Genomic DNA, 24,901 nt, shown 5'->3' with positions numbered 1-24,901 from the left:
GGCGGAGCGCGTGGCGCTCGTTGCGGCGAGCAGGCGCGCCGGTGAGGCGCTGGGCTTCCATTTACGGTTACGGTTCACGATTACGGCGAAACTCCAGCTCCGGGAAGAGGAGGGTACACACATGGCTGATCGCTGGGAGGACCCTGTTCACACGACGAGCTTCGGGTTGCAACTGGTCGAGCCCCATACCTTGCGGGAGAACCGCGGCTCGTTCATCGGGCTCGGCATCGCCCTTCTGGTGCTTGGCGCTCTCGCGATCCTCATGCCCGTGATCGCCTCGCTGGTCACGGCGGTCGCCATCGGGGGCGTGCTCGTGGCGAGCGGCCTCTTTCAGGGCGTCCACGCCATCCAGCACCGGCGATGGGCCAACTCCGCCTGGTCGCTCGCGGGCGCCCTGATCCAGCTCGCCGCGGGCGTCCTGATCGTGGCTTTCCCGGTGACGGGCACGGTCACGCTGACCTTGATCCTCGCGGCGTTCTTCTTCGCGGAAGGCTTCCTCAAGATCGTCCGCGCGCTCCAGCATCGCGAGATGCCCGGCTGGGGTTGGCTCCTGTTCGACGGGCTGCTCGCGCTGGCGCTCGGGGTCCTGATCTGGTGGCGCTGGCCGAGCACCGCGGCGTGGGCGATCGGGCTGCTCGTCGGCGTCAACGTCCTCGTCAGCGGCATGTCGATGCTGCTGATCGGGTCCAGCGCGCGACAGCGGCCGGTGGCCAGCATGTGACAGGCGCCCCGGGCTGGAGACCGCGCGTGACGCTCGTCCCTCACTGGCCACCACCGCTCGTGGCGAGCAGCCAGGTCTCGACGGCGTGCGCGAAGCCCTCGTCGGCGTTCGACAGCGTGATGAAGTCGGCTTGTCGCTGCACGACGGCGCGCGCCTGCCCCATGGCGATGCTGAGCCCGCTCTCCCGGAACATGAGCACATGGTCGGGCAGCTCGCCGATCGCGGCCATGGCTGCGCCGGGGACGCCGAGGCGCGCCGAGAGGGCCCTCGCGACCTCTCCGGAGTTGGCCCGGGGGTGCATCACCTCGATGCAATGAGGCACGGGCCGTGACGCCGAGAAGAACGCGCAGGCCCCCCGGAGGTCCGACTCGCCGCGCTCCAGCACCTCGGCGTCGTCGCTGACACCGACGATCTTGACCGCGCTGTCCACGACGCCTTCCCAGCGCTCGACGACCCTGGGGACACACTGCTCGACCGCCTGCTCGCGCGCGACGTGCGGCGCGTCGGCGCGGCGCACCAGCCAGTCGTCGCCCTGGTAGACCCAGACCGCGGCGCCGTGTCGCTCCAGGGTCGCGATGACGACCACGGCCGCGCCGTTGTCCATCGGGTGCTGCTCGATCACGGAGAGATCCGGCCGCACCAGCATGGCGCCGCCGAACGCGGCGACGGGCGTCGCGATCGCCAGCCGCCCGAGCAGGCCGCGCAGGCCGCGCGGCGAGCGCCTGCTCACCAGCGCGAGGTCGACGCCGGCGTCGCGGAGCCGACTCACCGCCTGCTCCGCCCTGGGGGTGAGCACGCCCTCGGGCGTGAGGAGCGCGCCGTCCACGTCGGCGAGCAGCACGCGAATCCCGGTCATGCGGCTCTCCTCGCCAGCGGGGTGGCCACGGTCGGTGTACGCCACCCGCCGAGGTCGGCGACGAGGCGGTCGGCTTCGGCTGGGCCCCAGCTGCCCGGCTCATAGGGCGAGAGCGGAGTCGCCTGGTCCAGGACCGGATCGACAACGGCCCATTGCGCCTCCACTTCGGCCTGGCTCGCGAACAGGGTCGGATCGCCTGCGAGCGCATCGCCGAGGAGCCGCTCATAGGGCGCCAGCGCCTCGGACAGATCGCTCGTCACGAGCAGCTCGGTCGCTTGTCCGGCCATCAGCTCGCCAGGCGCCTTGATCCGCACGCCGACGGCGAGCTCCGGCGCCGGAGCGAGCCGGATGCGCACGTAGTCTGGAGCCCCGCGCCCGACGTCCTCGAACACGGCGTGCGGAGGCCGCCGCAGCAGGACGAGCACCTCGGTCGCCGTGACGGCGAGGCGCTTGCCAGCGCGGATGCAGAACGGCACGCCCGCCCAGCGCCATGTGTGGATGCGGAGCCGCGCCGCGCAGAACGTCTCGACCTGCGACCCCGGCGCGACGCCCGGCTCGCCGCGGTACCCGTTGTATTGACCGCGGACGACGTGCGCCGGATCGAGCGGCGTGATGGCCCGCAGCAGCCGGACGCGCTCCGCACGCACGGCGTCGGCGTCGCCGGACGGGGGTGGATCCATGGCGAGGCACGCGAGCACCTGCAGGAGATGGTTTTGCAGGACGTCACGGATGCACCCGGTCGCGTCGTAGAACCGGCCGCGGCCCTCGATGCCGAACCTCTCGGCCATGGTGATCTGGACGCTCTCGACATGGTGGGAGTTCCAGACCGGCTCGAGAAGCGCGTTCGCGAAGCGGAAGTAAACGATGTTCTGGACCGGCTCTTTGCCGAGGAAGTGGTCGATCCGGTAGATCTCCTCTTCCGGAAAGACGCTCGCGAGCGTGCGGTAGAGCGCGCGAGCGGACTCCAGATCCTGGCCGAACGGCTTCTCGACGACGAGCCGCCCTCGCCGCACGCACCCGGAGCGGTCGAGCGCCTTGACGACCTCTTCGAACAGGGCGGGCGGCACGGCCATGTAGTGGAGCGGCCGCTGGGCGGTGCCGAGTCGCTCGCGGAGGCGGTGGAACGTCGCCGGATCGGCGTAATCCCCGCTCACGTACGAGAGCCGCGCGCACAGCTCGCGATGGACGCCGGCCTCGAACGCGCCCGCCCGCTCGAGGCTCTCGCGGACGCGGGCGTAGAGCTGCTCGATGCTCCACGGGCTCTTGGCCACGCCGATGAGGGGCACGTCCAGCTTGCGCCGGCGGATCAGCCCGGCCAGCGCCGGGAAGATCTTCTTGAAGGCCAGGTCGCCTGTCGCTCCGAAGAGCACGAGCGCGTCGGCGGCCTTCATGCCGCCTGCTCGGCGGCGCCGGACCTCACGCGCCGCGTGCCCGAGCTGCCCTGACCTTTACCTTCCATCCATCCAGTGCGCATGAGCTCGGCTCCTCTCGTCATGGCCCTGGAGGCCCTGGTCCGGCCCGGCATCGCGTGTGCCACGCTCGATCGGCACGAGGGCGCTGTGCCGAGCGCGACAGCGGGAGGCCTTCCGGGGCTCTTGCCGTCGCAGTCCTGAGAGCAGATCCGCGCCACGCCTGTGCAGCCTGCGCATGCGGCGGGTCCGAGCGGCTCACCGGGCGCGGGCGCGCTTTTGCGCCATGCCTTGGAGCCTCTTCACGAGCTCGACGGCCTCGTCCTCACGGCCGAGATCGTGCAATGCCCTGGCTCGAATGAGGAGCGACTCGGGGAGCGCGTCGTTGCGGCTGGTCTCGGGCTCGAGCAGGCGGGCCGCTTCTGCCGGGTCACCGCTGCGAAGCGCGACGGCCGCGAGGTTGTGGGTGATCTGGCGCTTCTCTCGATCGTCGCCGGAGCGCTCGAGAGCGGACGTCCACGCAGCGCGAGCGTCGGCCCACCGCTCTTGAGCGAAGCGCACGGCGCCGAGGTTCTGGAGCGCCGCGAGCTCATCGGCGTAGGAGAGATGGTCGGCGTCGGGCGCCGCGGCTCGCTCGTACCGCGACGCGGCCGCCTCCCAGTCGCGGGCGTCCCGAGCCACCTCGCCGAGGAAGAACTGCCCCTCGCGGCACGCGGGCTCGCGGCTCACCTCCGGCGCCCAGAGGCGCTCATCGCTCGCATACCTTCGTCCTTCGCGCAGCGAGAGCGCCGTGAACGGCACGCCGAGGACGAGGACCAGCGCCCACAGGCGCCGGCCGTGGCGATCGGCTGCGTGGGCGAGGAGCATCGCGCCGAACGCAAGCGGCACATAGAGGTAATGGGGCGACCACCAGCGCATGATCGGCACGAGCTGGAGCGACGGAAGGAGGGAGAGCGCGAAGAGCCATGCAACGCCCCGCCGTCGTGACGCGAGCAGGGCGACGCCACCGAGCACGGCGGCGCCGAAGAGGGCCGAAAGGCTCGCCGTGCGGGTGATCCGGAACGCATCGCAGATGCTCTGGTCGAGCGGCACGACCAGCGCCAGGGCGCTCTTCCCGAGCGCAGCGAGCCTCGTGCCGACGCTCTCGTCGAGCGGCAGCGCGGGATGCTGGGCCCGGAAGCGGGGCGCATACAGCAGGCGGAGGCCGGTCGCGGCGGCGAACGCGACGCCTTCCGCTGCGAGCAGGCGCAGGCGCGCCGCGGCGTCGGCGGTGGTTGCCTGGGGTCGCGGCGGGGCGTGCCGGGCGGCCCCCGCATCGGCCGTGGAGCCGCCCTCCCGACGTCGTTCAGCGGAGAGCGCCAGGACGAACAGCGGACCAAGCAGCCACGCCGTCTCCTTCGTGAGCGCGCCGGCGAAGAGCGCCGCGGCTGCGAGAGCGGGCTTTTGCGCCTGGTGCGCGGCGACGAGCGCAAGGAGGAAGACCGCTATCATCGCCTCCGAGCGGAACGCGATCGCGGAAGCGACCAGGGATGTCGTCGGATGCACCGCGAAGAGCAGCCCGGCCGCCAGCGCCGCGCGGGGCGAGAGGCCGAGGGCGCGCGCCGCCACGGTGGTCATGACCGACGCGAGCGCATGCCAGCCGAGCGTGATCGCGTGGAAGAAGCCGGGCGTCTTCGACACGGCCGCGTCGATGGAGAGCGACAGCGCCATGAGCGGCCGGTAGAAGCTGGTATCCGCGAAGCCCCGGGTGAACAGCCCGAGCCAGCCGGAGGGCGCCGCGAGCGCGCGCCCCTCACGGAGGTGCGCGTGATCGAGCCAGACGTAGCCGCCGCCGAGGGCCGTCGCGTGGGAAGCGGCGGCCAGCGCGGCGACGGCCATGAGCCCGCGGCGGCCGGGGGAGAGCTCGCGCAACATGCACCCCTAGTGCGATCGGGAGAATCGCCCGGAACGCTCAGTCATGGGTGATCGAGAACGTCTCGGCGGTCGTCCCGCTGATCGTCTTGAAGTAACCCGTGGCCGCCTTGGGGTTGCCGCCGACGTTGAAGGTGATGAACTGAGCACCGTAATTCGCGCTCTGGTTCGAGGTGTAGATGAACCCCCACGTGTTGCTGCACCCGTACGGAAACGTCGTCGGTGTGCAGCGCGTCTGGCTGCGGATGCTGTTCCCGCCGAGGCCGGCGACCGTCACGAACGTCCGCCCGTTCGTCCCATCTCCTCCGACGCAGAGGACCCCTGCGCCGTTGCACGTGGGGTCGACGGTCTGGGAGGTCATGTTGGTGAGCGTCCTCGTCCGCTCGTAGCTGTGCTCGTGTCCCGTCTGGATGATCGCGCCCTGCTTCCGGCACGTCTCGTAGACGTCCCATCCCATCTCGTCGCCCTTCCCGCCCACCTGCATGGCCGCCTGATTCTGGTGCCACTGACAGATCTTCCAGATATGCGTGTCCGTGTCGAGGAACGGCGTGATGTGCGTCGCCCCGTTATCGCCCTTCTTGGCGGTCACGAGCACGAGGCCGCGGAAGGTGGTCTTGTAGTTGGCGTCGTGCGCGCCGGCGACCCGGGTCGCGCCGCCGAGGTGATTCGCCGCCTTGGGCAGATAGCCGCTCCAGGAGGAGTCATCGTGGTTCCCGCGCGAGATGAACACGGGGAACGTCGTGCCGAGGACCGACTCGACCTGGTTCCACCAGGTGGTCGGGTTGGCAGAGTACGACATGTCTCCGTTGACGACGACCGCCGCCGCGCCCTCGCTGAGCACGAGGTTCAGCACGCTCGTGAAGCTGCTACCCGTGCCCGTGTCCCCGATGAAGGCGATCTTGAGGTTCGGATCCGTCGAGACCGTTCCGTTCAGCGCGGCTGACGCCGTCTCGCTCGGCTCGAGGGCGCCTTCCTCCTCCTGCCCGTCGTAAACCCCCTGCGGATCGTCGTTCGCGCGCTCGTCGCCGCCCGCGCCGGCGCACGCCGAAACCCCGATCCCCATCGACAGCGCCAGCACGATGGCGCCGATCACGAGGCCGAACATCCGCGCGAGGGGAGCCTTACGAGGCTCCTTCTGCTGATCCCTATCTCCTTGTGTCTCCATGGAATACGCTCCTTCCCCACCAGGCGCACGGCGCTCCGTGCTCACGGCGTTCCCGTCAAGATCGAGAGATCTGTCCCCTGGATGGAAAATTTACCCTATTGCAAGGGCTCTTGTTTTTGTGATGGAGATTGTGTTGCGCTATCGTTGCATAGGAATTCAAGTTGGTCGACGAGCACGACGCCGGGGCCAGATCATCGCCGAAGCACAGCAGCTCAGCTCGTCACTCAATCTCCACACTGCTGCCCTCGTCGCTGCCGGTAGAAGAGCCTGTCGACTCGATCCTCTCCTCGTTGACAGGCTCGACGCGGTAGATCTGCGGGCGGACAGGAGAACCTGATATGAATCTGTCCATGTGCATGGATGTGGCCCGAGGGATCCTGTGGTTGAGCTCTGCGCTGGCGCTCGCCGGATGTGGAGCCGATGACGCCGGAAGCGGGCCGAGCCCCGCAGAGGCGGCGCTGTGCAGCGGGACGATCTGCGCCGAAGACGAGTTCTGTTACTATCCGCCCGGGGCATGTGGAGGGAAGGACGGAGCATGCCTGTTGCGACCGACGACGTGTCAGAGCGACACGCAGGTCTGCGCCTGCGACGGTCGCGCCTACGCGAGCGCCTGCGAGGCGGAGCGGGCAGGACAGAGCATCGGCGCAGCCGAGACGTGCGCCCCTGCGGCCGCGCCTCCAGGGACCTTCGCCTGCGGCAGCTACTTCTGCAGATCGGCCGATCAGTACTGCGAGATCCTCGACGAGCCCCACGAAGAGCCGTTCAAGCCGCCGCCGCAGCTCTTCTGTCACACGATCCCTGTCCCCTGCATGCCGGAGCCCTCGTGCGACTGCGTCGGCGATGCCGCCGAATCCATGAGCGTGGGAAACTGCTACAGCCCGCCGGTCTGCACGCAGGACGCGGGGAGGCTCACCATCGAGTGCAACGCCGAGGTGTATGACCCGTGAGGACCCGGTGAGCGCGCGACGGGCCGCCCTCCTGCGGATGATCCTGACCGCCGCTCCGCTCGCGGGCTGCGCCGGCGGCTCCGACGCGGCCGGCGGGACGCCGACGTTCCACGCCGATATCGAGCCGCTCCTTCAGCGTAGCTGCGTGAGCTGCCACTCCACGGGTGGGATCGCCCCGTTCGGCCTGGGCAGCTACCAGGACGCGAAGAGCGTCGCCGAGTTGATCGCCGAGGTCACGAGCGAGCGCACGATGCCCCCCTGGGGCGCGTTCGAGACGGACGAGTGCAGGCCTCGCCATGGCTGGAAGGCCGATCTCCGGCTCAGCGGCGAGGAGATCGCGACGATCGAGGCGTGGAGCGCAGGAGGGGCGCCGGAAGGGGAGCGCGCCCTCTCGCCGGCTCCCCTCGCGTCGGGAGCGGACGAGCTCCACGGCGCGGAGCAGGAGCTCGCGCCGATGGCGCCGTTCGTCGCGAGCGGCGAGGCGGATCAGTTTCGCTGCTTCGTCCTGGATCCGGAGCTCTCGGACACGAGATACCTGAACGGGTGGAGCTTCCTCGTCGGAAACTCGAAGATCGTGCACCACGCGTTGATGTTCCTCGACGAGCGCGGCGAGAGCGAGGCGCTCGCCGGCCCTGACGGCAGCTACGAGTGCTTCGGAGGCCCACGGGTCGAGGGCGGCGTCGTCGCGGCCTGGGCGCCCGGCGGCCGGCCTTTCGACGGTGGACCGAACGTGGGCGCCCCGATACCGGCGGGCTCACGGCTCGTGATGCAGATCCATTACCACCCGGCCGGGGCGACGGCAGCCCCGGACAGCACGCGCTTTCAGATGCGCTTCACGCCGTCGCGCCCCGAGTACGAGCTGCTCTTCGCGCTCGTCGGCAACTACGCTCGCCAGTTCGCGGACGGCGACGGCTTGCAGCCAGGTCCGGACGACGAGCGAGGCGCCTCCTTCCGCATCCCGGCAGGCGCCCACGATCACGTCGAGCGCATGCGCTTCACGCTGCCTGCCACGATGAACGGTCACCCGACGCCGGACCTCCACGTCTACGGCGTCGGCCCGCACATGCACTACATCGGCACCGACGTGAAGATCGACATCGAGCACGCGGGCGGGGCCTCCGGCAAGGAGACCGAGGAGTGCTTGCTGCAGGACCCGTCCTGGGATCTCACATGGCAGCGCCTCTACCAGGTCGACGCCGCGATCGACGATCTGCCGCGGCTCGCGCCGGGCGACGCGCTGAAGATCAGGTGCACGTACGACAATTCCCTGGACAATCCCCATCTGCGGGCGGCGCTGAGAGAGCGACACACGACGAGCCCGGTCGACGTGTCCCTCGGAGATACGGCGTTCGACGAGATGTGCCTCGCCAGGATGGCGTTCATTCACAAGGCTCGTTGAGGAGGCGCTGTTCGACTCTGCGCGCTCCTCCCGAGCGCCCCAAGACAGGAGCTCTTCCCCATGGTCATCCATCGCGCGCGTCTTCCCCTCTGCCTTGCCGTCGCCGCCTCGTTCGCGCTCGCCGCGTGCGGGAGCGAAGGCGAGGAGCCGCTCGCCGCCCCTGGCTACGAGGAGCAGGCCGTGCTCGACGTGAAGGCGTTCATCCAGACCAACCTCGACGACCTCGCCTCCGCGGCGGCGGCGCTGCAGGCCGCTGCGCCCGAGCCGGACGAGGACGGGTGGAGCGCGGCGGCCGACAAGGACGCCGTCGACGCCATGAAGGCCGAGTGGAAGAAGGCGCGGTGGGCCTATGAGCACGTCGAGGGCGCGATCGCGGTCCTCTTCCGGGATCTCGATGTGTCCACCGACGCCCGGTATGACGCGTTCATCGAGGCGGCCGCCGACGCCGATCCGTTCGACGGCGAAGGGGTGACCGGCGTCCACGCCATCGAGCGGATCCTCTGGTCCGACGCCATCCCGCCCGCGGTCGTCGAGTTCGAGTCGGGCCTCGGGGCCAGGTACCGCGCCGCGGCGTTCCCCGCGACCGAGGCCGAGGCCAAGGCGTTCAAGCGCGGCCTCTGCGCCCGCCTGGTGGCGGACACGAGGAAGATGCAATCCGACTTTCGCGGGCTGGCGCTCGACGCGCCGTCGGCGTTCCGGGGGGTCATCGGCTCGCTCGGCGAGCAGGTCGAGAAGGTGGCGAAGGCCGCCACGGGCGAGGAGGAGTCCCGCTATGCGCAGTACACCCTCGCCGACATGCGCGCGAACGTGGCGGCCGGGAGGCAGACTTACACTGCGTTCCAGCGCTGGCTCCTCTCGATGGAGGGCGACGCCGCCGCGGTCGATCAGTCGGTCCTCGACGGCTTCGAGCGGCTAGAGGATGCCTACGCCGCGCTCCCCGGCGACGCGCTGCCGCCGGTGCCCGACCTGTGGAGCTCCGAGGATCCGACGGCGGCGCAGCTCGAGACCCCGTTCGGCCAGCTCTTCTCGCTCGTTCAGCGCGAGAGCGATGACGCGGTCGAGGGCTCCCTGGTCCGCAGCATGGGCGAGGCCGCCGATCTGCTCAGCATCCCGGAGCTATGATCCACGAACGGCGACACCCACCTCAGGGGGCCTCTGTCACGCGCGCTGTGACGCCGGGCGCCTGAGCCTGCCCGCCCTGACGACCCGCCTCTTGAGTCTCTTGAAGAAGAGGAGGGGGAGGCTCTCGATCACGTCGACCCGATCCGCGACGAACAGCGCGACCCAGTGGGAGAGCCGGTGATCCGGGACCTTGTAGGCGACGCGGCGCAGCGCCCCGCTCGCTCCTCTCGGCGGCAAGGCCGTGCTGAACACCGGCGTCGGACGGGCGCGCCCTGGGTGCCTGAGCACCAGCCCCTCGATCGGCTGCTGCTCGGGCTCGAGCCAGTGCGCGCTCTCCAGGAGGCGCGGCGGCACCTCCCTCGGGACACCGGGCCTGTCCTCGGGGCAAAGATCGACTCCCCAGTACGGCAGCTCCCTCGGCACTACGATCTCGGCTTCCATGATCGTCTCCCCCTCGATGACCGAGCTCACTTGGCCCCCCGCGGAACGAGCACGCATTTGAGGATCCCGTCGGTCCTCGCCGCGAACACCCGGTACATCTCCGCGGCCGCGTCGAGCGGGGCGCGGTGGGTGATGAGCGCCCTCGGGTCGATGTTCCCGTTGCGGATGTGCTCGAGCAGGTGGGGCATGTACCGCTTCACGTCGCACTGCCCGGTCTTGATCGTCAGGCCCTTGTTCATGGCCGCGCCCACGTCGACGAGGTTCCACGGCGGCCCGTAGACGCCGATGATCGAGACCCTCCCGCCGCGGCGGACCGACTGGATCGCCCAGTTGAGGGCGACGGGCGACCCGGCCTCCAGCATGAGCGCCTTGCCCAGCACGTCGTGCAGCGCCGACCCGTTCGCCTCGAGGCCGACCGCCTCGATGCAGACGTCCGGCCCGCGGCCGTCGGTCATGTCCCGGAGCGTGGACACGACATCAGGGGTCTCGCTGAAATCGAGCGTCTCTGCCTTGTTGTGCCGGCGCGCGAAATCGAGACGGTAACCGACCGAATCGATCGCGATGACCCGGCGCGCGCCGAGGAGCCAGGCGCACCGCTGGGCCACGAGGCCGACGGGCCCGCAGCCGAAGACAGCCACCGTGTCCGCGGGGCCGATGTCTCCCATCTCCGCCGCCTGGTACCCCGTGGGGAGGATATCCGAGAGAAAGAGCACGTCCTCGTCCGAGAGGTCGTCGGGGATCTTCATGGGGCCGACGTCGGCGAAGGGGACGCGGACGCGCTCGGCCTGGCCGCCCTGGTAGCCGCCGGTGGTGTGCGAGTAGCCGAAGATCCCGCCGGTGATCGTGGTGAGCGGGTTCGTGTTCTCGCACGCGGAGGTGCGCTCTCGCTGGCAGAAGAAGCACGTCCCGCAGGCGATGTTGAAGGGCACCACGACGCGGTCGCCGCGCTTCAGGGTCTGCACCGAGGCCCCGAGCTCCTCCACGACGCCGGTGAACTCATGGCCGAAGATGGTCCCCACGCGCGTGTCAGGCACGTAGCCATGATAGAGGTGCAGATCAGAGCCGCAGATCGTGGCGCGACTCACGCGCAGGACCACGTCGTTCGGATGTTGAACCCGAGGCTCCGGGTTTTCCTCGACGCGGACGTTCCTCGGCCCATGGTATGTGAGCGCCAGCATTCGCACTACCTCCCACGCTGCCCGTGGAGCAATGCAAGGGGTGAACCAGGCGCGCGCGCTCGTGAGTGTACCTGACGTAGGCATCGGCTCTCCGGCCTTCGGGCGCCCAGCCTCAGGACATCGAGGACATCGCTGCTGACGCCGACGGCGCGGGCGCCGTTCGCCCTCTCATCGGTCGTTCGTCGTCTTCTTCTCTTTCTTCGGCACCGGCGTCAGCTTCGGCTTCTTCGAATCTCCGCCCCTCACGGCCTCGCGCGGCGCGCCGCCCTTGCGGAGGTGATACGCCGCCATCTTTCGCTTGAGGGTGTTCCTGTCGATGCCGAGCGCGCGCGCCGCGCGGGAGAGGTTGCTCTCGTGCACCTCGAGCGCGCGCCCGATCGCGGCGCGCTCGGCCGACGCCACGGCCTCCGAGAGCGGCGCGACCTCCTCGCGGCCTGCCTCCGACTCCGTCGCTCGCGCGAACCCGCCTGCGCCGCCGCTCGCCGGCCGCGCCGCCGGCGACGCGATCTCCGGCGCGAGGTCGCCCACGTCGACCGTGTGCTCGCAGAACACGCCCCACCGCTGCACCTCCGCGCGCAGCTCGCGCACGTTGCCGGGCCAGGGGTGCTGGTAAAGGCTCCTCAGCGCCTCGCGCGTCACCTCGAGCCCGCGCCCCTTGCGCCGCGACTGCACCTCGTCGAGGAACGCGTCGACGAGCACCTCGATGTCTCCACCCCGCGCGCGGAGCGGGGGAACCTCGATGATCGCGCCGCGGAGCCGGTAATACAGATCCTCGCGGAACGTCCCCTGCTCGACCATCGCCGCGAGATCGCGGTGGGTGGCCGCGAGGACGCGGACGTCCAGCTCGATCCTCGCCTCGCCGCCCACCCGCCGCAGCGTCCCGTCCTGGAGCACGCGCAGCAGCGACGCCTGCACCCGCGGGGACAGCTCGCCGATCTCGTCGAGGAACAGCGTGCCGCCGTGCGCCTGCTCGAAGACGCCGCGCCGCCGCCCCGCGGCCCCGGTGAAGGCCCCCGCCTCGTGTCCGAACAGCTCGCTCGCGAGCACGCCCTCGGCGAAGACGCTGCAGTTCTCCGCGATGAACGGCCCTCTCGCGCGCGGGCTGTGCTCGTGGATCGCCCTGGCCGCGAGCTCCTTTCCGGTCCCGGTCTCGCCGACGATCAGCACAGGCACGTCGGTCGCGGCGACCCGGGCGATGCGGGCGCGGAGGAAGCGCATCGGCTCGCTCTCGCCGACGAGCACCGTGTCGCGCACGCGCGCCTCGGCCCGCAGGCGCACGACCTCCTCGCGCAGCGCGCGGATCTCCGGGAAGCCCTCGATGTCGAGCCGGACCTCGCGCACCGGCCGCGGGTGCGGGTGCGGCACGAACGCCGCCGGGATCACCTGGAGCATGCGCGCCGGCAGGATCCCCGCCTGCACCAGGATGACCCAGAGCGTCTGCGCCTGCGGCGTGCCGGCCGAGAGCAGGACGTCCGTCGCCCACGTCGCCGGCGGGAAGGCGCGCTTGAGCTGCGCCGAGAGCTTCCCGAGCGCCCGGAAGAGCTTCGCGTGGTCCGACGGATCGTCGACGTCCACCACCCGGAGCTCGATCCGCGGCGCGCGGGCCCGCGCCCGCTCGACGAGCGCCCGCGACGGCGCCTCGCCCGCCGGGATGGTGAGGACCACGATCGCGTCGTAGCGGCTCTCTTCCTGGTCGAGGAGCCGCAGCACCGGCCCGCGATCGCCCTCGGGCCGGCGGCCGTGGTGCGCCGGCGCCGGCCCGAGCGTGCCCGCGTCCGACCAGGTGAGGAGGAGGCGATTCACTGGTGCACCGTACACCAGGTGTGGTTCATGATGTACCATTTTAACTGGTGCGCCACGCACCACGTTGAAGCGTTCTGCCGGTGTCGCCGCGGGCCGCGCGCTGGCACGGAAGCCGCAAGTCTCCTCCGCATTCCCATGGGCGTTCCCATCCGTGTTCGCGCCTGCCTTCGCCGTAGTGGCCACTTGCCCAGGAGATCTCGATGAAAGCCCCCGCCGACAGCGCAGTCCTTCCTGCCCACGCCCGCCTCGTCGCCCGCGACGACGTCTGGCTCGAGGGCAACGCCGTCCAGCAGCTCGCGCGCGTCGCAGCGCTGCCCGGCTGCGTCCGCGCCGTGGGCATGCCGGACCTTCACGCGGGGCGAGGCATCCCCATCGGCGCGGCGTTCGCCTTCGCGGACCGGGTCGTCCCGGAGCTCATCGGCGGCGACGCCGGCTGCGGCGTGCGGCTCGTCGCGACGTCGATCGGCCGCATGGCGCCGGACGTCCTCGAGCGGCGCGCCCGGCAGGCGATGGACGACGATCCGCTCGCCGAGTGCGACCCGCGGGCGGTGTTCGAGCGGGTCTGGGAGCGCGGGGCGCGCGGCCTCGCCGAGCTCGACGGCGTGCCCGAGGCCCTCGCGCGGCTCGCGGCGGCGGAGCCCGAGGACGGCCTCCGCCCGAGCGGGGACGCGTCGCCGTACCGCGCGGGCTACGAGGGCGCGCTCGGCTCGGTCGGCGGCGGGAACCACTTCCTCGAGGTCGCCCGGGTCGGCGCGCTGCGGGACCCTGCGTCGGCGAAGGCGCTCGGCCTCTCCGCGGGGGAGCTCGTCGTCCTGGCGCACTCCGGCTCGCGCGGGCTCGGCGGCGCGCTCGGGCAGCGCTGGGGCGGCGCGGTGCTCGAGGGGGACGCGGCCGAGCCCTACCTCGGCGAGCTCGCCGGCGCGTGCCGCTTCGCGCGGGCGAACCGGCTCCTGCTCGCCTACCGGATGCTGCGCGCGCTCGGCGCCTCGCGGGCGTCGACGATCACGGGCGGGCTCGACCTCACCCACAACGACGTCGCGCGCGAGGCCGTGGGCGGCGAGCTGGCCTGGGTGCACCGCAAGGGCGCGGCGCCCGCCCGGGGGAGCGACTTCACCGTGGTGCTCGGGTCGCGCGGCGCGCCGTCGTGGGTGATGCGCTCGTGCGACGCGGAGGCCGGGCTGCGCTCCGTGGCCCACGGCGCGGGCCGCAAGATGGGGCGCAGCGAGGCGCGCGAGAAGATCGCGGCCAGGTACCGGCGGCGCGAGCTCGCGCGCACGGAGCTCGGCGGCCGCGTCGTGTGCGACGATCCGGCGCTGCTGCTCGAGGAGCACCCGGACGCGTACAAGCCGATCGAGCCGGTGATCGAGAGCCTTGTCGAGGCCGGCCTGGCGACGCCTGTCGCGCCGCTCGTGCCCGTGCTCACGGTGAAGCGATGAGCCGGTCGTGGGTGCAGATCAGCGCGGGTCGGGGGCCGATCGAGGTGAGGCGCTTCGTGGCGCGGCTCGCCGAGCGCATGGAGGCGCTCTGCCAGGAGGGCGGGCTCGTGGTGGTCGACGTCACGGTGCACGGGGACGAGGACGCGCCGGCCTCGGTCGAGATCCTGGTGGAGGGCGACGCGCGGCGCTGCCTGGAGGGCGAGCTCGGGACACACGCGCTGGTGGAGCGGAGCGCCGCGCGGGGGAAGGCGGCGCGCAAGCGGTGGTTCGCGGGGGTGGCGATCCACGCTGCGGGGGCGGGCGCGGGCGAGGGCGTCGACCTGGACGAGCTCGAGATCTCGGCCTGCCGGGCGGGCGGGCCAGGAGGGCAGCACGTGAACAAGACCCTGTCGGCGGTCCGGATCCACCACCGGCCGAGCGGGATCACGGTGCGCGTCGCCGACGAGCGCTCGCAGCGCGCGAACGTCCGCCGCGGGGTGGAGCGCATCGCCGAGCGGCTCGCCGAGCGCGCCGCCCGGCGCGCCGCAGAAGGGGAAGAGGCGCGCTGGAGCGAGCACGACCGGATCGTCCGGGGGGAGCCGGTGAGGACGTACCGGGTGGGGCGGAAGAGCGCGCTCGAGGTGGTGGAGGCGCGGGAGGGGCGGTGAGGGGAGCGGCCTCGCGTCTTGTTGGACAGGCGTAGTCTCTCTAGCTCGCTATTTAAGTCGGTTCCGCCAATAGCCAGGCATTCGACTCGTGTGGCCAAACGCCAGCACGAGGACATGCTCGTCCCGGACGACGAAGTAGGCCACATACGGGAACCGTGTGAACAGGAACCGGCGGACGATCTTGCTGCCCGCAACGAGCGGCCATGTGGTTGGGCTCGCCGCGATTGCACTCAGTACACGATCGGCCTCGGCCAGCAGATCCTCACCGAGGCCCTCTCGCTCCTGCTCATACCAGTCCGCGGCGGCGGTAAGCTCGGCGTCTGCCTCGTCGAGAACGACGATCTTCATTCGCGGTTCGTGCGGAGACGTGCGGCGAGCCGTTCCCGAACAGCGTCCCAAGGCTCGGCGCTCGCCGTGCCACGGTCGACGTCCCGCAGACGTCGCTCAACCTCGGCGAGCCAGGCAGCCTCAACGTCTTCGTCCTCTGGTCCGTCGAGGCTCGCGATCAAGCGCTTCGCGACGTCTGCTCGCTCCTCCGGCGGAAGTTGCAGAGCCTCGGCAAGCACGGCATTCCTGGACGACATCGCGGGATTGTAGCAGGATTTCGACCCATCGGCATCGCCGACGAGCGGATGGTCGGCGCCACCTCCTCCGGCCGCAGCAGCTGACGGCTACAGCTGCCGCATGAAGGCGGTGAGATCGCTCTTCTCGTCGCGCGAGAGGTTCAAGCCGAGCACGATGTTGAAGAACTCCACCGTGTCCTCGAGCGTCAGGCAACGCCCGTCGTGCAGGTACGGCGGGCTGTCCTTGATGCCGCGCAGCGTGAACGTCTTGATCGGGCCGTCCCCCGGCTCGTCCTTGAGGAAGCGCTCGAGATGCAAGTCGTGCTGCTGGTTGTCCAGATAGAAGGGCGCCGTGTGGCAGCTTCCGCATTGACCCTTGCCGAAGAAGATCTGCTCGCCTCGCAGCTCGCTCGGGGTCGCCTTCGTGCGGTCGAGGCGGCCGGTCGCCGGGTCGAGCTTGGGCGTCGGCGGGAAATCGAGCATGTTCTGCAGCTGCGCCATGTGGCTGACCTGGATGCGGTCGAGGATGTTCATGCCCTTCTTCATGGCGTGGATGGCATCGCCGTTGAAGTAGGCCGTGCGCTGCTCGAACTCCGTGAAGTCTTCGACGGATCGCAGGCTCCGCTTCGAGCCGTGGATCTGCTGGTTGAACACGCCTCGCAAGCTTACCGTGTCGAGGCGGAGGCGCCGCTCCTGCGGGCGCATGTCCGGGTTCAGGTGGAACTGCCCCGTCGTATGGCCGTTGATGTGGCAGTCGAGGCACGTCACGCCGAGGCTCGGCTCACGCGACTTGCGATCGTCGGTCGGGTTGAACTCCTCCTGCGGGAACGAGGTCAGGAGGAGCCGGAGCCCGTCGAGCTGCACCGGCGTGAGGATGTCCTTGAAGAGCCGGTAGTAGTTGTTGATCGACACCACCTCCCCGCGCGACACGTCGCCGAGCTCCGGCCGGTTGCTCAGGAACATCGCGGGCGGGAACTCGGGCAGGAACGCTTCCGGCAGATCGAAGTCCACGTCGAAGCGCTCGAGCCGCGGGAACATCGCGATCTGCATCTTCGGGAAGACCTGGCCGCCGTTCGCCTGCAGGGGATGGGGCAGCGACGGATACGGGAAGACGCCCTGCCGCTTGATCTCCAGGGGAGGCATGGCGGCCAGCTTCTCCCAGGTCAGCCCGCTCTGGAGCCGCGCCGTCGGGCCAACGCAGAGCGGCTTGCCGCGCGACATCCTGGCGACGGGGTCGAATCTGGGCGTGAGATCGTAGCGCTGCTCGAGGAGCTTCTGCTGAGCGCGCATGACGTTGGGTTTGTTCGCGATCTCCCGCTTCATGATGGCGGTGGGATCCTCGTTCGGCTTGTCCGAGTTCAGCGGATCCCGGTAGAAGTCGAACCCCGAGACCCTGCCCTGCTTCGGTTGGCTCAGGAACACGGGAGAGGACGGCTCGGCGTTCCGCGCGTTGAAGATGTCCGAGAGGTCGTGGGCCGTCTTCCTCTGCTCCGGCCGTTGCACCGCGACCTGGCAAGCCTCCTGTGCGCGGGCGATCGCGTCGGGCGGAGGCGGGGTCGGACAGCTCGTCTGTGCCCACACGCTGGCGATGCCGCAACCGACCAGCGATGTCGCGACGAGCGCGAAGACGCCGCGGCAAATCGGCCTCTCTGCGAGCGCGACGGTCGTCCATGACGAGGCTGGTCGGTTCTTGCTCATGCTCGTCCGTTTGCAAGCGCCAGACCGATCCTCGAGCGGTCCTCGGACAGCGCGAGATACCTCGCGGGCAGAATCGAATGCTGCAGGACCCGACAAACCGCGGGAATTTGAACAGCCCGGCCGAGCCTCGGACGGGCCGCTCCCAGGCTACTTTTTCGGCTGGGCGGCGCTCTGCTTCGAGGTCCCGCCAGCGCTCTGCGCCGCGCGGCGACAAGCGCGACATCGTGTCGCAGGACGTTGGCAGCGGGTGACGCTAGCCTGTCTCGCCATGATCCAGCGAGACCACGACGGGTCTGCCAATGATCCGGCCCGCTTCCCTCACGGCGTGCGAAAGGCAAGCGGACCGGTGGGGATCCCATCGCTGACGAACTCGCGCTGGCGCCATGTGGCAGCGCTGACCGTCGCCCTCGCTGGCGTGGCGCTCCCCGGCAGGGCCGAGCCCGCGCCGCCCAGTCAAGCCGCCTCCGAGCTCGTCGATTCGACCCCGGCGCCCGGCGAGAGGGCGCTCGCGGCGCGTCTGCTCGCGCCTTGTTGCTGGGATCAGACGCTCGATGTCCACGAATCGGAGGTGGCGCGCGATCTTCGTCGCGAGATCCACGCGCGCCTCCGTCGAGGGGAGGTGGCCGACGCCATCGAGCAGGACCTCGTGGCGCGTTACGGCGAACGCCTCCGCGCGGCGCCCTCGTCAGGCACGCTCGGCAAGGTCGCGCTGGGATTGCTGCTGGCCATCGCAGCGACCTTCCTCGGGATCTTCGCTCTGCTGCGCTCGTGGCGGAGCAACGAAGCGCAGGCCGCTCCGTCCGGAGGCACCCTTGCGGCTGCCCGCGACGCGTATGACGAGCGCCTCGACGCCGAGCTCCGGGAGCTCGACGCGTGAGCGCACCTCCGGTTGCATGTCCTTCGAGGGCGACCCGGAATGCCCGTGCGCCTCGTGTCACGCGCGCGACAGGGGGGTTGCCGACGGCAAGCCTACCCCGACCGAGAAGGCGGATGTCGTGGCCTTCATGAAGAGCTTGATCGATCCGGAGTTCGCAGCCGTGGTGGACGGCGCGCAGGCGCCGTAGCCGGGTGGGTGGCAGTTACATCGGTCACATCGGCCGGCCCCCGCTCGCGCGGACGATCTCCCCCGTGACCGCGGTGTTCGCCGCCGAGCACAGGAACACGATCGTTGACGCCACCTCCTCCGGCCGCAGCAGCCGCCCCACGGGATAGGCCTTCCCGCGCTGCGCGACGAACTCAGGTGATACATGCGCGCTCACCTTGTCGGTCAGCGTCAAGCCCGGCGCCACCACGTTGGTCAAGATCCCGTGCGGCCCGAGCTCGCGCGCGAGCACGGACGTGAGCCCGTGGAGCGCCGCCTTGGCGGCGGCGTACGGCCCTGCGCCCACCACCCCGTCGAGCGCCACGCCCGAGGAGATGTTGACGATTCGCCCCCATCCGCGCGCGCGCATCGAGGGCACCGCGGCCTGGATCGCGGCGAAGGCGCCGTCGATGTTGTCGTGGATGACGCCCTGCCACTCCGCGAGCGGGATGTCCTCGAAGCGCGGCGCTTCCCAGGGCAGGCGCTCGCTCCAGCGGACAGCGTTGTTGACGAGCACATCGATCTGCCCGAAGCGCGCCAGCGTGGCCGCGACCGCCCCCTTGGCGGACTCGACCGATCCGAGGTCGAGCTCCAGCGCGAGCGCCTCGCCGCCTCGCCGCTCGATCTCCTGCACGACCTCTCGGGCCTTGTCCCGCTCGCTCCGGTAAGTGAGCGCCACGCGGGCCCCCTCGGCCGCGAGCTGCAACGCCACCTCCTTGCCGATCCCCTGCGAGCCACCGGTCACCAGCGCGGCTCTCTTCTCCAGCCCCAGATCCATGTGACACCTCGCTTTCGACAGGAAGGTAAACAAAATGGAAGAAACTTCCAAGATAAAATTGGAAGAATCTTCCAGTTGGGCCTGCTGGCCAGCGGTGCGCGGCTGGGGTAGGGGAGGGCCATGGCCGTGGCTCGACAGAACGGCGTGGCCCGCCGGGAGGCGCTGCTGGACGCGGCGCTCCGCTGCTTCGAGCAGCGGGGCCTCCTGCGCACAGGCATCGAGGACGTCCGCAAGGAGGCGGGCGCGAGCCCTTCGAGCGTGTACCACCTCTTCGAGGACTTCCCGGCGCTGGTGGCGGCGCTGCTGGAGCGGACCTTCGAGCGGCTGGTGGGGTACGTGACCGCGCGCGTGCTCGCCGCCAGGACGGCGCCCTCGGCGGTGCGGGCGCTTGTGGAGGCGCACTTGACCTGGGTGTTCGACCACGAGGGCGAGGCGCGCTTCATGTACCAGGCGCTCGCGCTGGAGCTCGACGGGCATCACCGCGCCGCGCTCCGGGAGACCAAGGCGCGGCTCAAGGCGGAGACGGTCGCGCACCTCTCGGAGCTCGGCGTCTTCTCCGGGGCGCGCTCGTCCGAGGTGATGATCGACGTCGTGCTGCTCGGGCCGGCGCACCAGGCCTGCCGCGCCTACCTCTCCGGTTCCGGCGCCGTGGACCCGACGTGGATGAAGGAGACCCTGCCCGGGCTCGCATGCGCAGCGATGGGCAAGGTCGACCCGGCGCAACGGGCGGCGCGGACAGGGCGGCGCGCCGCTGGCGGGGAGCCGCGCCAGCGGGCCGGCGAGAGAAGGAAAGGCAAACCAGGTTGAGGATGTGTCCGCCCTCGATCCCGAGGCGGGTCGCACCGCTGGTGCGCGCAGCAGCAGGATCGGTCTCGCCCGGATCAAGATCGCGGTGCCGCATACGTCGTGCGGACGCATGCGCGCAAGCTCCTCGAACATCTTATCCTTGTGCAGGAAGCCATCCGTCGATACTGAAGCAAAAACCCCCACGGACTGTCGATACGGTTCTGGCGGTTGTAGAACCGCTTATTCTGCCAGATCGAGCGTGAGTGAGTCACATTCGTCGCAGCCACCGGAGGGAAGATGGAGCGACTCGTTCATGACCATGCCTGGGAAGCGCCCTTCGACGCGACGCAGCAGGGCGTGCCAGCGATCGTCCTTTGATGCTCGGATTCGCGTGGCCACGAGCCGGGCGTGCTCTTCGAGGTACAACCAGCCTTCCGCGTCAGCGACGGCGCCGGAGGCCGAGGACGAGCACGGCGCCGACCGAAGGCTGCTACGTGGACGGCGGACGCCAGGGAAGGGCTATACCGGATCGATCCAAGTCCACACCTCCGAGAAGAGGCACATGTAGATCGTCGCCTCACCCATCAACACCACGTTCATCGCCACATCCGGCACCACCTCGTTCCCGATCTCCGGCGGGATCCGCCGGTAGCCCAGGTACGTGGCCTCGATCTCCCGGGCGACCTCGCGCGCCACCGGCTCCTCCTCGGGGATACCGGGGAGATGGATCCCATAGTATGGCCCGAGCAGAGACACGTGGAAGCTGAGCGCAATTTCGTCGATGAGCCAGATGCGAGCCGAGTACGCCGGGTCGCCCCCCCCGGACAACAGGTGGAGCGATTCGTTTTGAAGGCCGTATCGATCCCCCAACCTGTCGATCATGGCGTTCCACCTTGGGTACTCCGCTCGCCCGCGGTTCGCGGCCTCCACCAGGCGGCGGTGCTCCTCCGTGTCCTTGTAGACGGGCTCGTCGGGAGGCACGTAGATGCGATCGGTGTTATGCACGCCTCGCGGGTAAAAGCGGTAAACGACGTCGAGCAGCTCGGAGCGAGTTATCATCATGGATTCGTCACCCTAGCGCCGAGCCCCTTGTACTTGGATATGAACGTCGTCCGCGTCTGGTCGACGAATCTACCGCAGAATATCCCCGGGGGGAGATCGTATTCCATGCGGTTTGCGACCTCCTCCGTGATCTCCTCGCTGAGGCTGGCTGCACGGTCAGCATCGATTTGTCCATAAATCTCAGTCCGGAGCGGCATGCCGATGGAAAAATTGCAGATCCAGCTCTTGATCGGATGCGGGATAGTGAGTCTTCTGAACTCCAGGTTTACCTTGGCCTCTTGCCACCCTCCGCCTTTACCCGTGCCCGGGTCATTGATGATGACAACAAAATTGAAATCCGACGGATCGAAACCTCCGTATACCCATGGGGCCATTCCAGGTGGACACTTCGAGCTGCATGCATCGCTACAGCTCAAGAAGGTCGCTCCGTTTCCGGATATGTCGCCGATTCCAGGGCACGGATCTTGCGGGCTTGTCGGGCTACCTGTCGGCCGCGCTGAGTTGTCGCCCGGGCTCTCTTCTTCTTCTTCGCTATCCGTTTTGTTGCACTGGATCTTGCGCTCGCCGCCTCCCTGCGGGTCGGCCCCGAAGTCCCCCGACGCGACGGAGGTGATGACGGGGGCGGGCGGCCCAACTGGTCCGCCTGCACCTGCACCCCCCTCCCACTCCTCGCGGGGATAGCATTCTCCTACCGTCCAGTTGCACGCCGTTAGCGTGCACAGGGCGATGGTCATGATCAGCAGCAGGATTCTTTTGATGTTCATTTTATGCTCCATCGAAGCACGGGACCGGCGACAACAAGCGCCGACAGGTAACCTGGAAGCACGAGGCTGCTCCCGCCGACCCAATCCACGTTGGCGGTCACCGACACGCCTAGCGCTCCGGCGAGGTACACGTTCGTTTGCGCATGCGCGCCTGCCGCCAGCCCGGCGACATGCCCACATAACGCGCTCCCGCAGGCTGGCATGAAGTACATCGCGAACGATGGACCGGCAGTGAAATCGCCACTCTTCCAACCGTATCCGAGGGCGACGGCGGTGCTATTGTGCACACCGGCTCCACCTATCTGGATTGGGGGCATGACGCTGAACAGCTCGTGAACCTTGAATGTGATATTGCTCTTGATGCGCCACGAAATTCCTGCATGCGGGCCCACCGCGAGACGCGTCGTGGTACCAGCCCGGATCCCCCCGAGGCTTATTCCGGCGCTCAGCTCGAATGCGTCTGCCCGCGTCGGGACGATATTGAGAACGAGAGCGATCCCTATCGCCGAGTAGATCTGCCGGCCTGTCGTCCTCATCGTCTCCTTCCCTGTCTTCCGAAACATGCGAGCAACCTGGCGACGCGGGCCATCCTTCTGATCACAGGAACGGCGTCAAACGGAATCGAGATGAGAACACTACACGGGCCAGGGGTCGCACGGTCCAGAGCGTACGCCCGTGCGCAGCTGCCTGCGAGGCGCGAGCGCTTGTCAGTCTCCTGGCAGCGGTGCCACCTCCACAGCGTGGGCCAGCGCCATGCCGTCGCTGGCCATGTCGTACTTGCCGCTGTGCTCGCCCTGTCCGTGGCGGCGCATGTCTCCTGCACGCTCCCGCCCGTTCAGACGGGCTTGACACGATCAACGCGATTTGTGCTACGGTGCCCCCGAAGCCACCCGACGTTGCGATGGCGGCCCGGTCTGCGCCGGTCCGTAGCGCGTCCCTGGTGGCCTGCGCGACCCGAGACCACCGGGACGACCGTTGTGGTCGCTGAGGCTCGGCGAAACATGGCTGAGACGGATTCGGGGGCCACGACGCTGCCCCTCCTCACGTTTGTTCTCCGCAACTACAAGAATTTCAACGCCCGCGCGACGCGCGACGCGCTCCTCGCCTACTGGCAGCACATCGAGCGAGGGGGGAAGATGTTCTGGGCCGTGGCCGGGGCGATGTCTTCGGCCCAGCTCGGCATCACGCTGGCGCCGGCCATCCGTGCCGGCCTGATCCATGGCATGTCCGTGACCGGCGCCAACCTGGAGGAGTCGCTGTTTCGCCTCGTGGCGCACGACGGCTACCGTGACTTCCCCGACTACCGTTACTTCACCAAGCAGGACGACACGCGGATCCTCGACAATCGGATGCGGCGCGTGACCGACACCAGCATCCCCGAGGACGAGGCCTTCCGCGCGGTGGAAAAGCACATCGTCCCCAGGTGGGAGCGGGCGACGGCGAGCGGCGAGCGCCGCTTCTGGCACGAGTACTTCTACGAGCTGGTCCAGGCGGTCGAGCCCGCGCTCCACCGTGGACCGCCCGAGGAGTGCTGGTTGCTCGCCGCCGCGGAGGCCGGGCTGCCGCTGGTCGTCCCGGGCCACGAGGACTCGACCTTCGGCAATATCTTCGCGTCCTACGTGAAGCGGGGCGAGTGCAGCGCGAGCATCGTGAAGTCAGGCATCGAGTACATGGCCGAGCTCTACGATCAGTACCGCGCGCTCAGCGCAGGCGCGGGTGTGGGGTTCTTCCAGATCGGCGGGGGGATCGCGGGAGACTTCCCCATCTGCGTTGTGCCGTCGCTCAAGTACGATCTCGGCGAGCCGGCCCGGCCCTGGGCCTACTTCTGCCAGATCTCCGACTCGACAACATCCTACGGCTCGTACTCCGGCGCCACGCCCAACGAGAAGATCACCTGGGACAAGCTGACCGCGGACACGCCGATGTTCGTGATCGAGTCGGACGCCACCATCGTGGCGCCGCTCCTGCTCGGAGCGCTGCTCGAGTGCAAGCGCCACCCGGCCGAGGCTCGGGCCATCATCGAGGCGCGCGGCGCGTGAGCGTCGGCGGCTCTCCTCATTCCTGAAGCGAGGTTGCAAGACGATGAGCAAGAAGAAGGTCCTGATCACGGGCGGCGCGGGCTTCCTCGGGATCAATCTGGTGCGGCACCTGCTCGAGCGCGGCTATGAAGTCACGTCGCTCGATCTCCTGGACTTCGACTATCCCGAGCGGTCGAGCATCCGCGAGGTGCGCGGGGATATCCGTGACGCGGCGGCCGTCGACGCGGCGGTGAAGGGGCACGACTTTGTCGTGCACACCGCGGCCGCGCTGCCCCTGTACACGGCGGAGGAGATCTACACGACCGACGTGATCGGCACGCGCGTGGTCATGAGCGCCGCGCGCCGCCACGGCGTCGAGCGCGCGGTGCACATCTCCTCCACGGCCGTGTACGGCATCCCCGACCACCACCCGCTCTGCGAGGACGACCGGCTCGACGGCGTGGGTCCGTACGGACAGGCCAAGATCCAGGCCGAGGTCGTGTGCCTGGAGGAGCGCGGCCGGGGGCTCGTCGTGCCCATCATCCGGCCCAAGTCGTTCATCGGCCCGGAGCGGCTCGGGGTCTTCGCCCTGCTCTATGACTGGGCGCTCGACGGCAAGGGCTTCCCCATGATCGGCGACGGCAAGAACCGCTATCAGCTCCTCGACGTGGCCGATCTCTGCGAGGCCATCTACCTGTGCATGACGAAGGATGCGTCGGTCGCCAACGACACCTTCAATATCGGCGCGAAGGAGTTCACCACCATGGGCGAGGACTACCAGGCGGTGCTCGACGCTGTGGGCAAGGGCAAGAAGATCGTGCCCTTCCCGGCGGCGCCGGCGGTGCTCGGCCTGCGCGCGCTCGAGGCGATGGGCGTGTCGCCGCTCTACAAGTGGGTCTACGAGACGGCGTCGAAGGACTCGTTCGTGTCGATCGAGAAGGCCGAGCGGGTGCTCGGCTACGCGCCGAAGTACTCGAACAAGGACGCGCTGGTGCGCAACCTCGAGTGGTACCGGGCGCACCGGAGCGAGTTCGAGAGCCGTTCGGGTGTGACCCATCGCGTGCCCTGGAAGCAGGGCGCGATCGGCCTGTTGAAGACGTTCTTCTGACGGGCCGC

Annotated in this window: 26 protein-coding genes; 12 read left to right on the top strand and 14 right to left on the bottom strand. The window is 69.4% G+C overall.

Annotation, left to right across the window (positions count from 1 at the left end; translation table 11 throughout):
* Positions 1–10 precede the first annotated feature (10 nt).
* Complete coding sequence (locus tag WMF29_RS37335; protein ID WP_437324871.1) at positions 11–721, top strand: HdeD family acid-resistance protein; 711 nt, start codon at positions 11–13, stop codon at positions 719–721.
* A gap of 40 nt (positions 722–761) precedes the next feature.
* On the opposite strand, the gene WMF29_RS37330 is transcribed toward WMF29_RS37335, so the two are convergent.
* Together WMF29_RS37330 and zwf are read right to left on the bottom strand one after the other, a co-directional pair.
* The gene (locus WMF29_RS37330) at positions 762–1,577 is read right to left on the bottom strand and encodes an HAD hydrolase family protein (protein ID WP_437324870.1); all 816 of its coding nucleotides are present in this window, start codon (positions 1,575–1,577) and stop codon (positions 762–764) included.
* Positions 1,574–2,968 carry a glucose-6-phosphate dehydrogenase gene (zwf, locus tag WMF29_RS37325; RefSeq protein WP_437324869.1) on the bottom strand — a complete coding sequence of 465 codons (1,395 nt, stop codon included), beginning with the start codon at positions 2,966–2,968 and terminating at the stop codon, positions 1,574–1,576. Before zwf ends, WMF29_RS37330 begins: the two co-directional genes overlap by 4 nt.
* An 81-nt stretch (positions 2,969–3,049) precedes the next feature.
* On the opposite strand from zwf, the gene WMF29_RS37320 reads away from it, so the two are divergent.
* Positions 3,050–3,190: a hypothetical protein gene (locus tag WMF29_RS37320; protein ID WP_437324868.1), complete on the top strand. Its 141-nt coding sequence runs from the start codon at positions 3,050–3,052 to the stop codon at positions 3,188–3,190.
* A 54-nt stretch (positions 3,191–3,244) separates the two neighbouring features.
* Here the strand turns inward: WMF29_RS37320 and WMF29_RS37315 are convergent, their stop codons facing one another.
* Together WMF29_RS37315 and WMF29_RS37310 are read right to left on the bottom strand one after the other, a co-directional pair.
* Positions 3,245–4,900, bottom strand: a complete 1,656-nt coding sequence (locus tag WMF29_RS37315) for a tetratricopeptide repeat protein (RefSeq protein ID WP_437324867.1) — start codon at positions 4,898–4,900, stop codon at positions 3,245–3,247.
* Between the two features lie 37 nt (positions 4,901–4,937).
* The gene (locus tag WMF29_RS37310; RefSeq protein WP_437324866.1) at positions 4,938–6,062 is read right to left on the bottom strand and encodes a metallophosphoesterase; all 1,125 of its coding nucleotides are present in this window, start codon (positions 6,060–6,062) and stop codon (positions 4,938–4,940) included.
* Positions 6,063–6,400: 338 nt separating this feature from the next.
* Between WMF29_RS37310 and WMF29_RS37305 the strand changes: the two genes are divergently transcribed.
* Genes WMF29_RS37305 through WMF29_RS37295 form a run of 3 tightly spaced genes read left to right on the top strand, consistent with a single transcriptional unit; the run spans position 6,401 to position 9,530 of the window.
* Positions 6,401–7,009 carry a hypothetical protein gene (locus WMF29_RS37305; RefSeq protein WP_437324865.1) on the top strand — a complete coding sequence of 203 codons (609 nt, stop codon included), beginning with the start codon at positions 6,401–6,403 and terminating at the stop codon, positions 7,007–7,009.
* A 7-nt stretch (positions 7,010–7,016) separates the two neighbouring features.
* Positions 7,017–8,408, top strand: coding sequence for a hypothetical protein (locus tag WMF29_RS37300; RefSeq protein ID WP_437324864.1), 1,392 nt, complete (start codon positions 7,017–7,019; stop codon positions 8,406–8,408).
* A 60-nt stretch (positions 8,409–8,468) separates the two neighbouring features.
* Positions 8,469–9,530, top strand: coding sequence for an imelysin family protein (locus tag WMF29_RS37295; protein WP_437324863.1), 1,062 nt, complete (start codon positions 8,469–8,471; stop codon positions 9,528–9,530).
* A 36-nt stretch (positions 9,531–9,566) separates the two neighbouring features.
* Here WMF29_RS37295 and WMF29_RS37290 read toward each other — a convergent pair whose 3' ends face one another.
* The 3 genes from WMF29_RS37290 to WMF29_RS37280 all read right to left on the bottom strand — a co-directional run bounded on the left by WMF29_RS37290 (position 9,567) and on the right by WMF29_RS37280 (position 12,952).
* Positions 9,567–9,971, bottom strand: a complete 405-nt coding sequence (locus WMF29_RS37290) for a hypothetical protein (RefSeq protein WP_437324862.1) — start codon at positions 9,969–9,971, stop codon at positions 9,567–9,569.
* 26 nt (positions 9,972–9,997) lie between these two features.
* A complete protein-coding gene (locus WMF29_RS37285; protein WP_437324861.1) occupies positions 9,998–11,149 on the bottom strand; it encodes a zinc-dependent alcohol dehydrogenase in 1,152 nt (383 codons plus the stop codon).
* A 168-nt stretch (positions 11,150–11,317) separates the two neighbouring features.
* Positions 11,318–12,952: a sigma-54 interaction domain-containing protein gene (locus WMF29_RS37280; protein ID WP_437324860.1), complete on the bottom strand. Its 1,635-nt coding sequence runs from the start codon at positions 12,950–12,952 to the stop codon at positions 11,318–11,320.
* A 200-nt stretch (positions 12,953–13,152) separates the two neighbouring features.
* Here WMF29_RS37280 and WMF29_RS37275 point away from each other — a divergent pair, with 200 nt between their 5' ends.
* Positions 13,153–14,388, top strand: a complete 1,236-nt coding sequence (locus WMF29_RS37275; RefSeq protein WP_437324859.1) for an RtcB family protein — start codon at positions 13,153–13,155, stop codon at positions 14,386–14,388.
* Positions 14,385–15,035 (top strand): peptide chain release factor-like protein, encoded by a 651-nt coding sequence (locus WMF29_RS37270; RefSeq protein ID WP_437324858.1) that lies wholly within the window; start codon positions 14,385–14,387, stop codon positions 15,033–15,035. The genes WMF29_RS37275 and WMF29_RS37270 overlap by 4 nt, the downstream gene beginning before the upstream one ends.
* Before the next feature lie 48 nt (positions 15,036–15,083).
* On the opposite strand, the gene WMF29_RS37265 is transcribed toward WMF29_RS37270, so the two are convergent.
* The 3 genes from WMF29_RS37265 to WMF29_RS37255 form a co-directional block, all read right to left on the bottom strand.
* Complete coding sequence (locus WMF29_RS37265) at positions 15,084–15,383, bottom strand: type II toxin-antitoxin system RelE/ParE family toxin (protein ID WP_437324857.1); 300 nt, start codon at positions 15,381–15,383, stop codon at positions 15,084–15,086.
* On the bottom strand, positions 15,380–15,619 hold the full coding sequence (locus WMF29_RS37260; protein ID WP_437324856.1) for an addiction module protein: 240 nt from the start codon (positions 15,617–15,619) through the stop codon (positions 15,380–15,382). Before WMF29_RS37260 ends, WMF29_RS37265 begins: the two co-directional genes overlap by 4 nt.
* A gap of 87 nt (positions 15,620–15,706) precedes the next feature.
* Entirely contained in the window at positions 15,707–17,296 is a 1,590-nt protein-coding gene (locus tag WMF29_RS37255) for a cytochrome B6 (protein WP_437324855.1), read from the bottom strand.
* A gap of 268 nt (positions 17,297–17,564) precedes the next feature.
* Between WMF29_RS37255 and WMF29_RS37250 the strand changes: the two genes are divergently transcribed.
* Complete coding sequence (locus WMF29_RS37250; RefSeq protein ID WP_437324854.1) at positions 17,565–18,173, top strand: cytochrome c-type biogenesis protein; 609 nt, start codon at positions 17,565–17,567, stop codon at positions 18,171–18,173.
* 16 nt (positions 18,174–18,189) lie between these two features.
* Positions 18,190–18,360 (top strand): hypothetical protein, encoded by a 171-nt coding sequence (locus WMF29_RS37245; RefSeq protein ID WP_437324853.1) that lies wholly within the window; start codon positions 18,190–18,192, stop codon positions 18,358–18,360.
* A gap of 24 nt (positions 18,361–18,384) precedes the next feature.
* On the opposite strand, the gene WMF29_RS37240 is transcribed toward WMF29_RS37245, so the two are convergent.
* Positions 18,385–19,155, bottom strand: a complete 771-nt coding sequence (locus WMF29_RS37240) for an SDR family NAD(P)-dependent oxidoreductase (protein ID WP_437324852.1) — start codon at positions 19,153–19,155, stop codon at positions 18,385–18,387.
* 120 nt (positions 19,156–19,275) lie between these two features.
* Between WMF29_RS37240 and WMF29_RS37235 the strand changes: the two genes are divergently transcribed.
* The gene (locus tag WMF29_RS37235; protein WP_437324851.1) at positions 19,276–19,962 is read left to right on the top strand and encodes a TetR/AcrR family transcriptional regulator; all 687 of its coding nucleotides are present in this window, start codon (positions 19,276–19,278) and stop codon (positions 19,960–19,962) included.
* A gap of 498 nt (positions 19,963–20,460) precedes the next feature.
* Here the strand turns inward: WMF29_RS37235 and WMF29_RS37230 are convergent, their stop codons facing one another.
* From WMF29_RS37230 to WMF29_RS37220, 3 genes are read right to left on the bottom strand one after another with little or no spacing between them, the layout of a single operon-like run.
* Complete coding sequence (locus WMF29_RS37230) at positions 20,461–21,003, bottom strand: hypothetical protein (RefSeq protein ID WP_437324850.1); 543 nt, start codon at positions 21,001–21,003, stop codon at positions 20,461–20,463.
* On the bottom strand, positions 21,000–21,767 hold the full coding sequence (locus tag WMF29_RS37225) for a hypothetical protein (protein WP_437324849.1): 768 nt from the start codon (positions 21,765–21,767) through the stop codon (positions 21,000–21,002). Before WMF29_RS37225 ends, WMF29_RS37230 begins: the two co-directional genes overlap by 4 nt.
* Positions 21,764–22,330 (bottom strand): hypothetical protein, encoded by a 567-nt coding sequence (locus tag WMF29_RS37220; RefSeq protein ID WP_437324848.1) that lies wholly within the window; start codon positions 22,328–22,330, stop codon positions 21,764–21,766. The genes WMF29_RS37225 and WMF29_RS37220 overlap by 4 nt, the downstream gene beginning before the upstream one ends.
* Positions 22,331–22,768: 438 nt before the next feature.
* Between WMF29_RS37220 and WMF29_RS37215 the strand changes: the two genes are divergently transcribed.
* A complete protein-coding gene (locus WMF29_RS37215; RefSeq protein WP_437324847.1) occupies positions 22,769–23,806 on the top strand; it encodes a deoxyhypusine synthase family protein in 1,038 nt (345 codons plus the stop codon).
* Positions 23,807–23,849: 43 nt separating this feature from the next.
* Positions 23,850–24,893, top strand: coding sequence for an NAD-dependent epimerase/dehydratase family protein (locus WMF29_RS37210; RefSeq protein ID WP_272104250.1), 1,044 nt, complete (start codon positions 23,850–23,852; stop codon positions 24,891–24,893).
* Positions 24,894–24,901: the final 8 nt, after the last annotated feature.

The sequence above is a fragment of the Sorangium sp. So ce381 genome (assembly GCF_051473845.1).
In the GTDB taxonomy this organism is placed as follows: domain Bacteria; phylum Myxococcota_A; class Polyangia; order Polyangiales; family Polyangiaceae; genus Sorangium; species Sorangium atrum.
The sequence above is the reverse complement of the archived record's forward strand: the minus strand, read 5'-3'. Positions and strand labels throughout refer to the sequence as shown.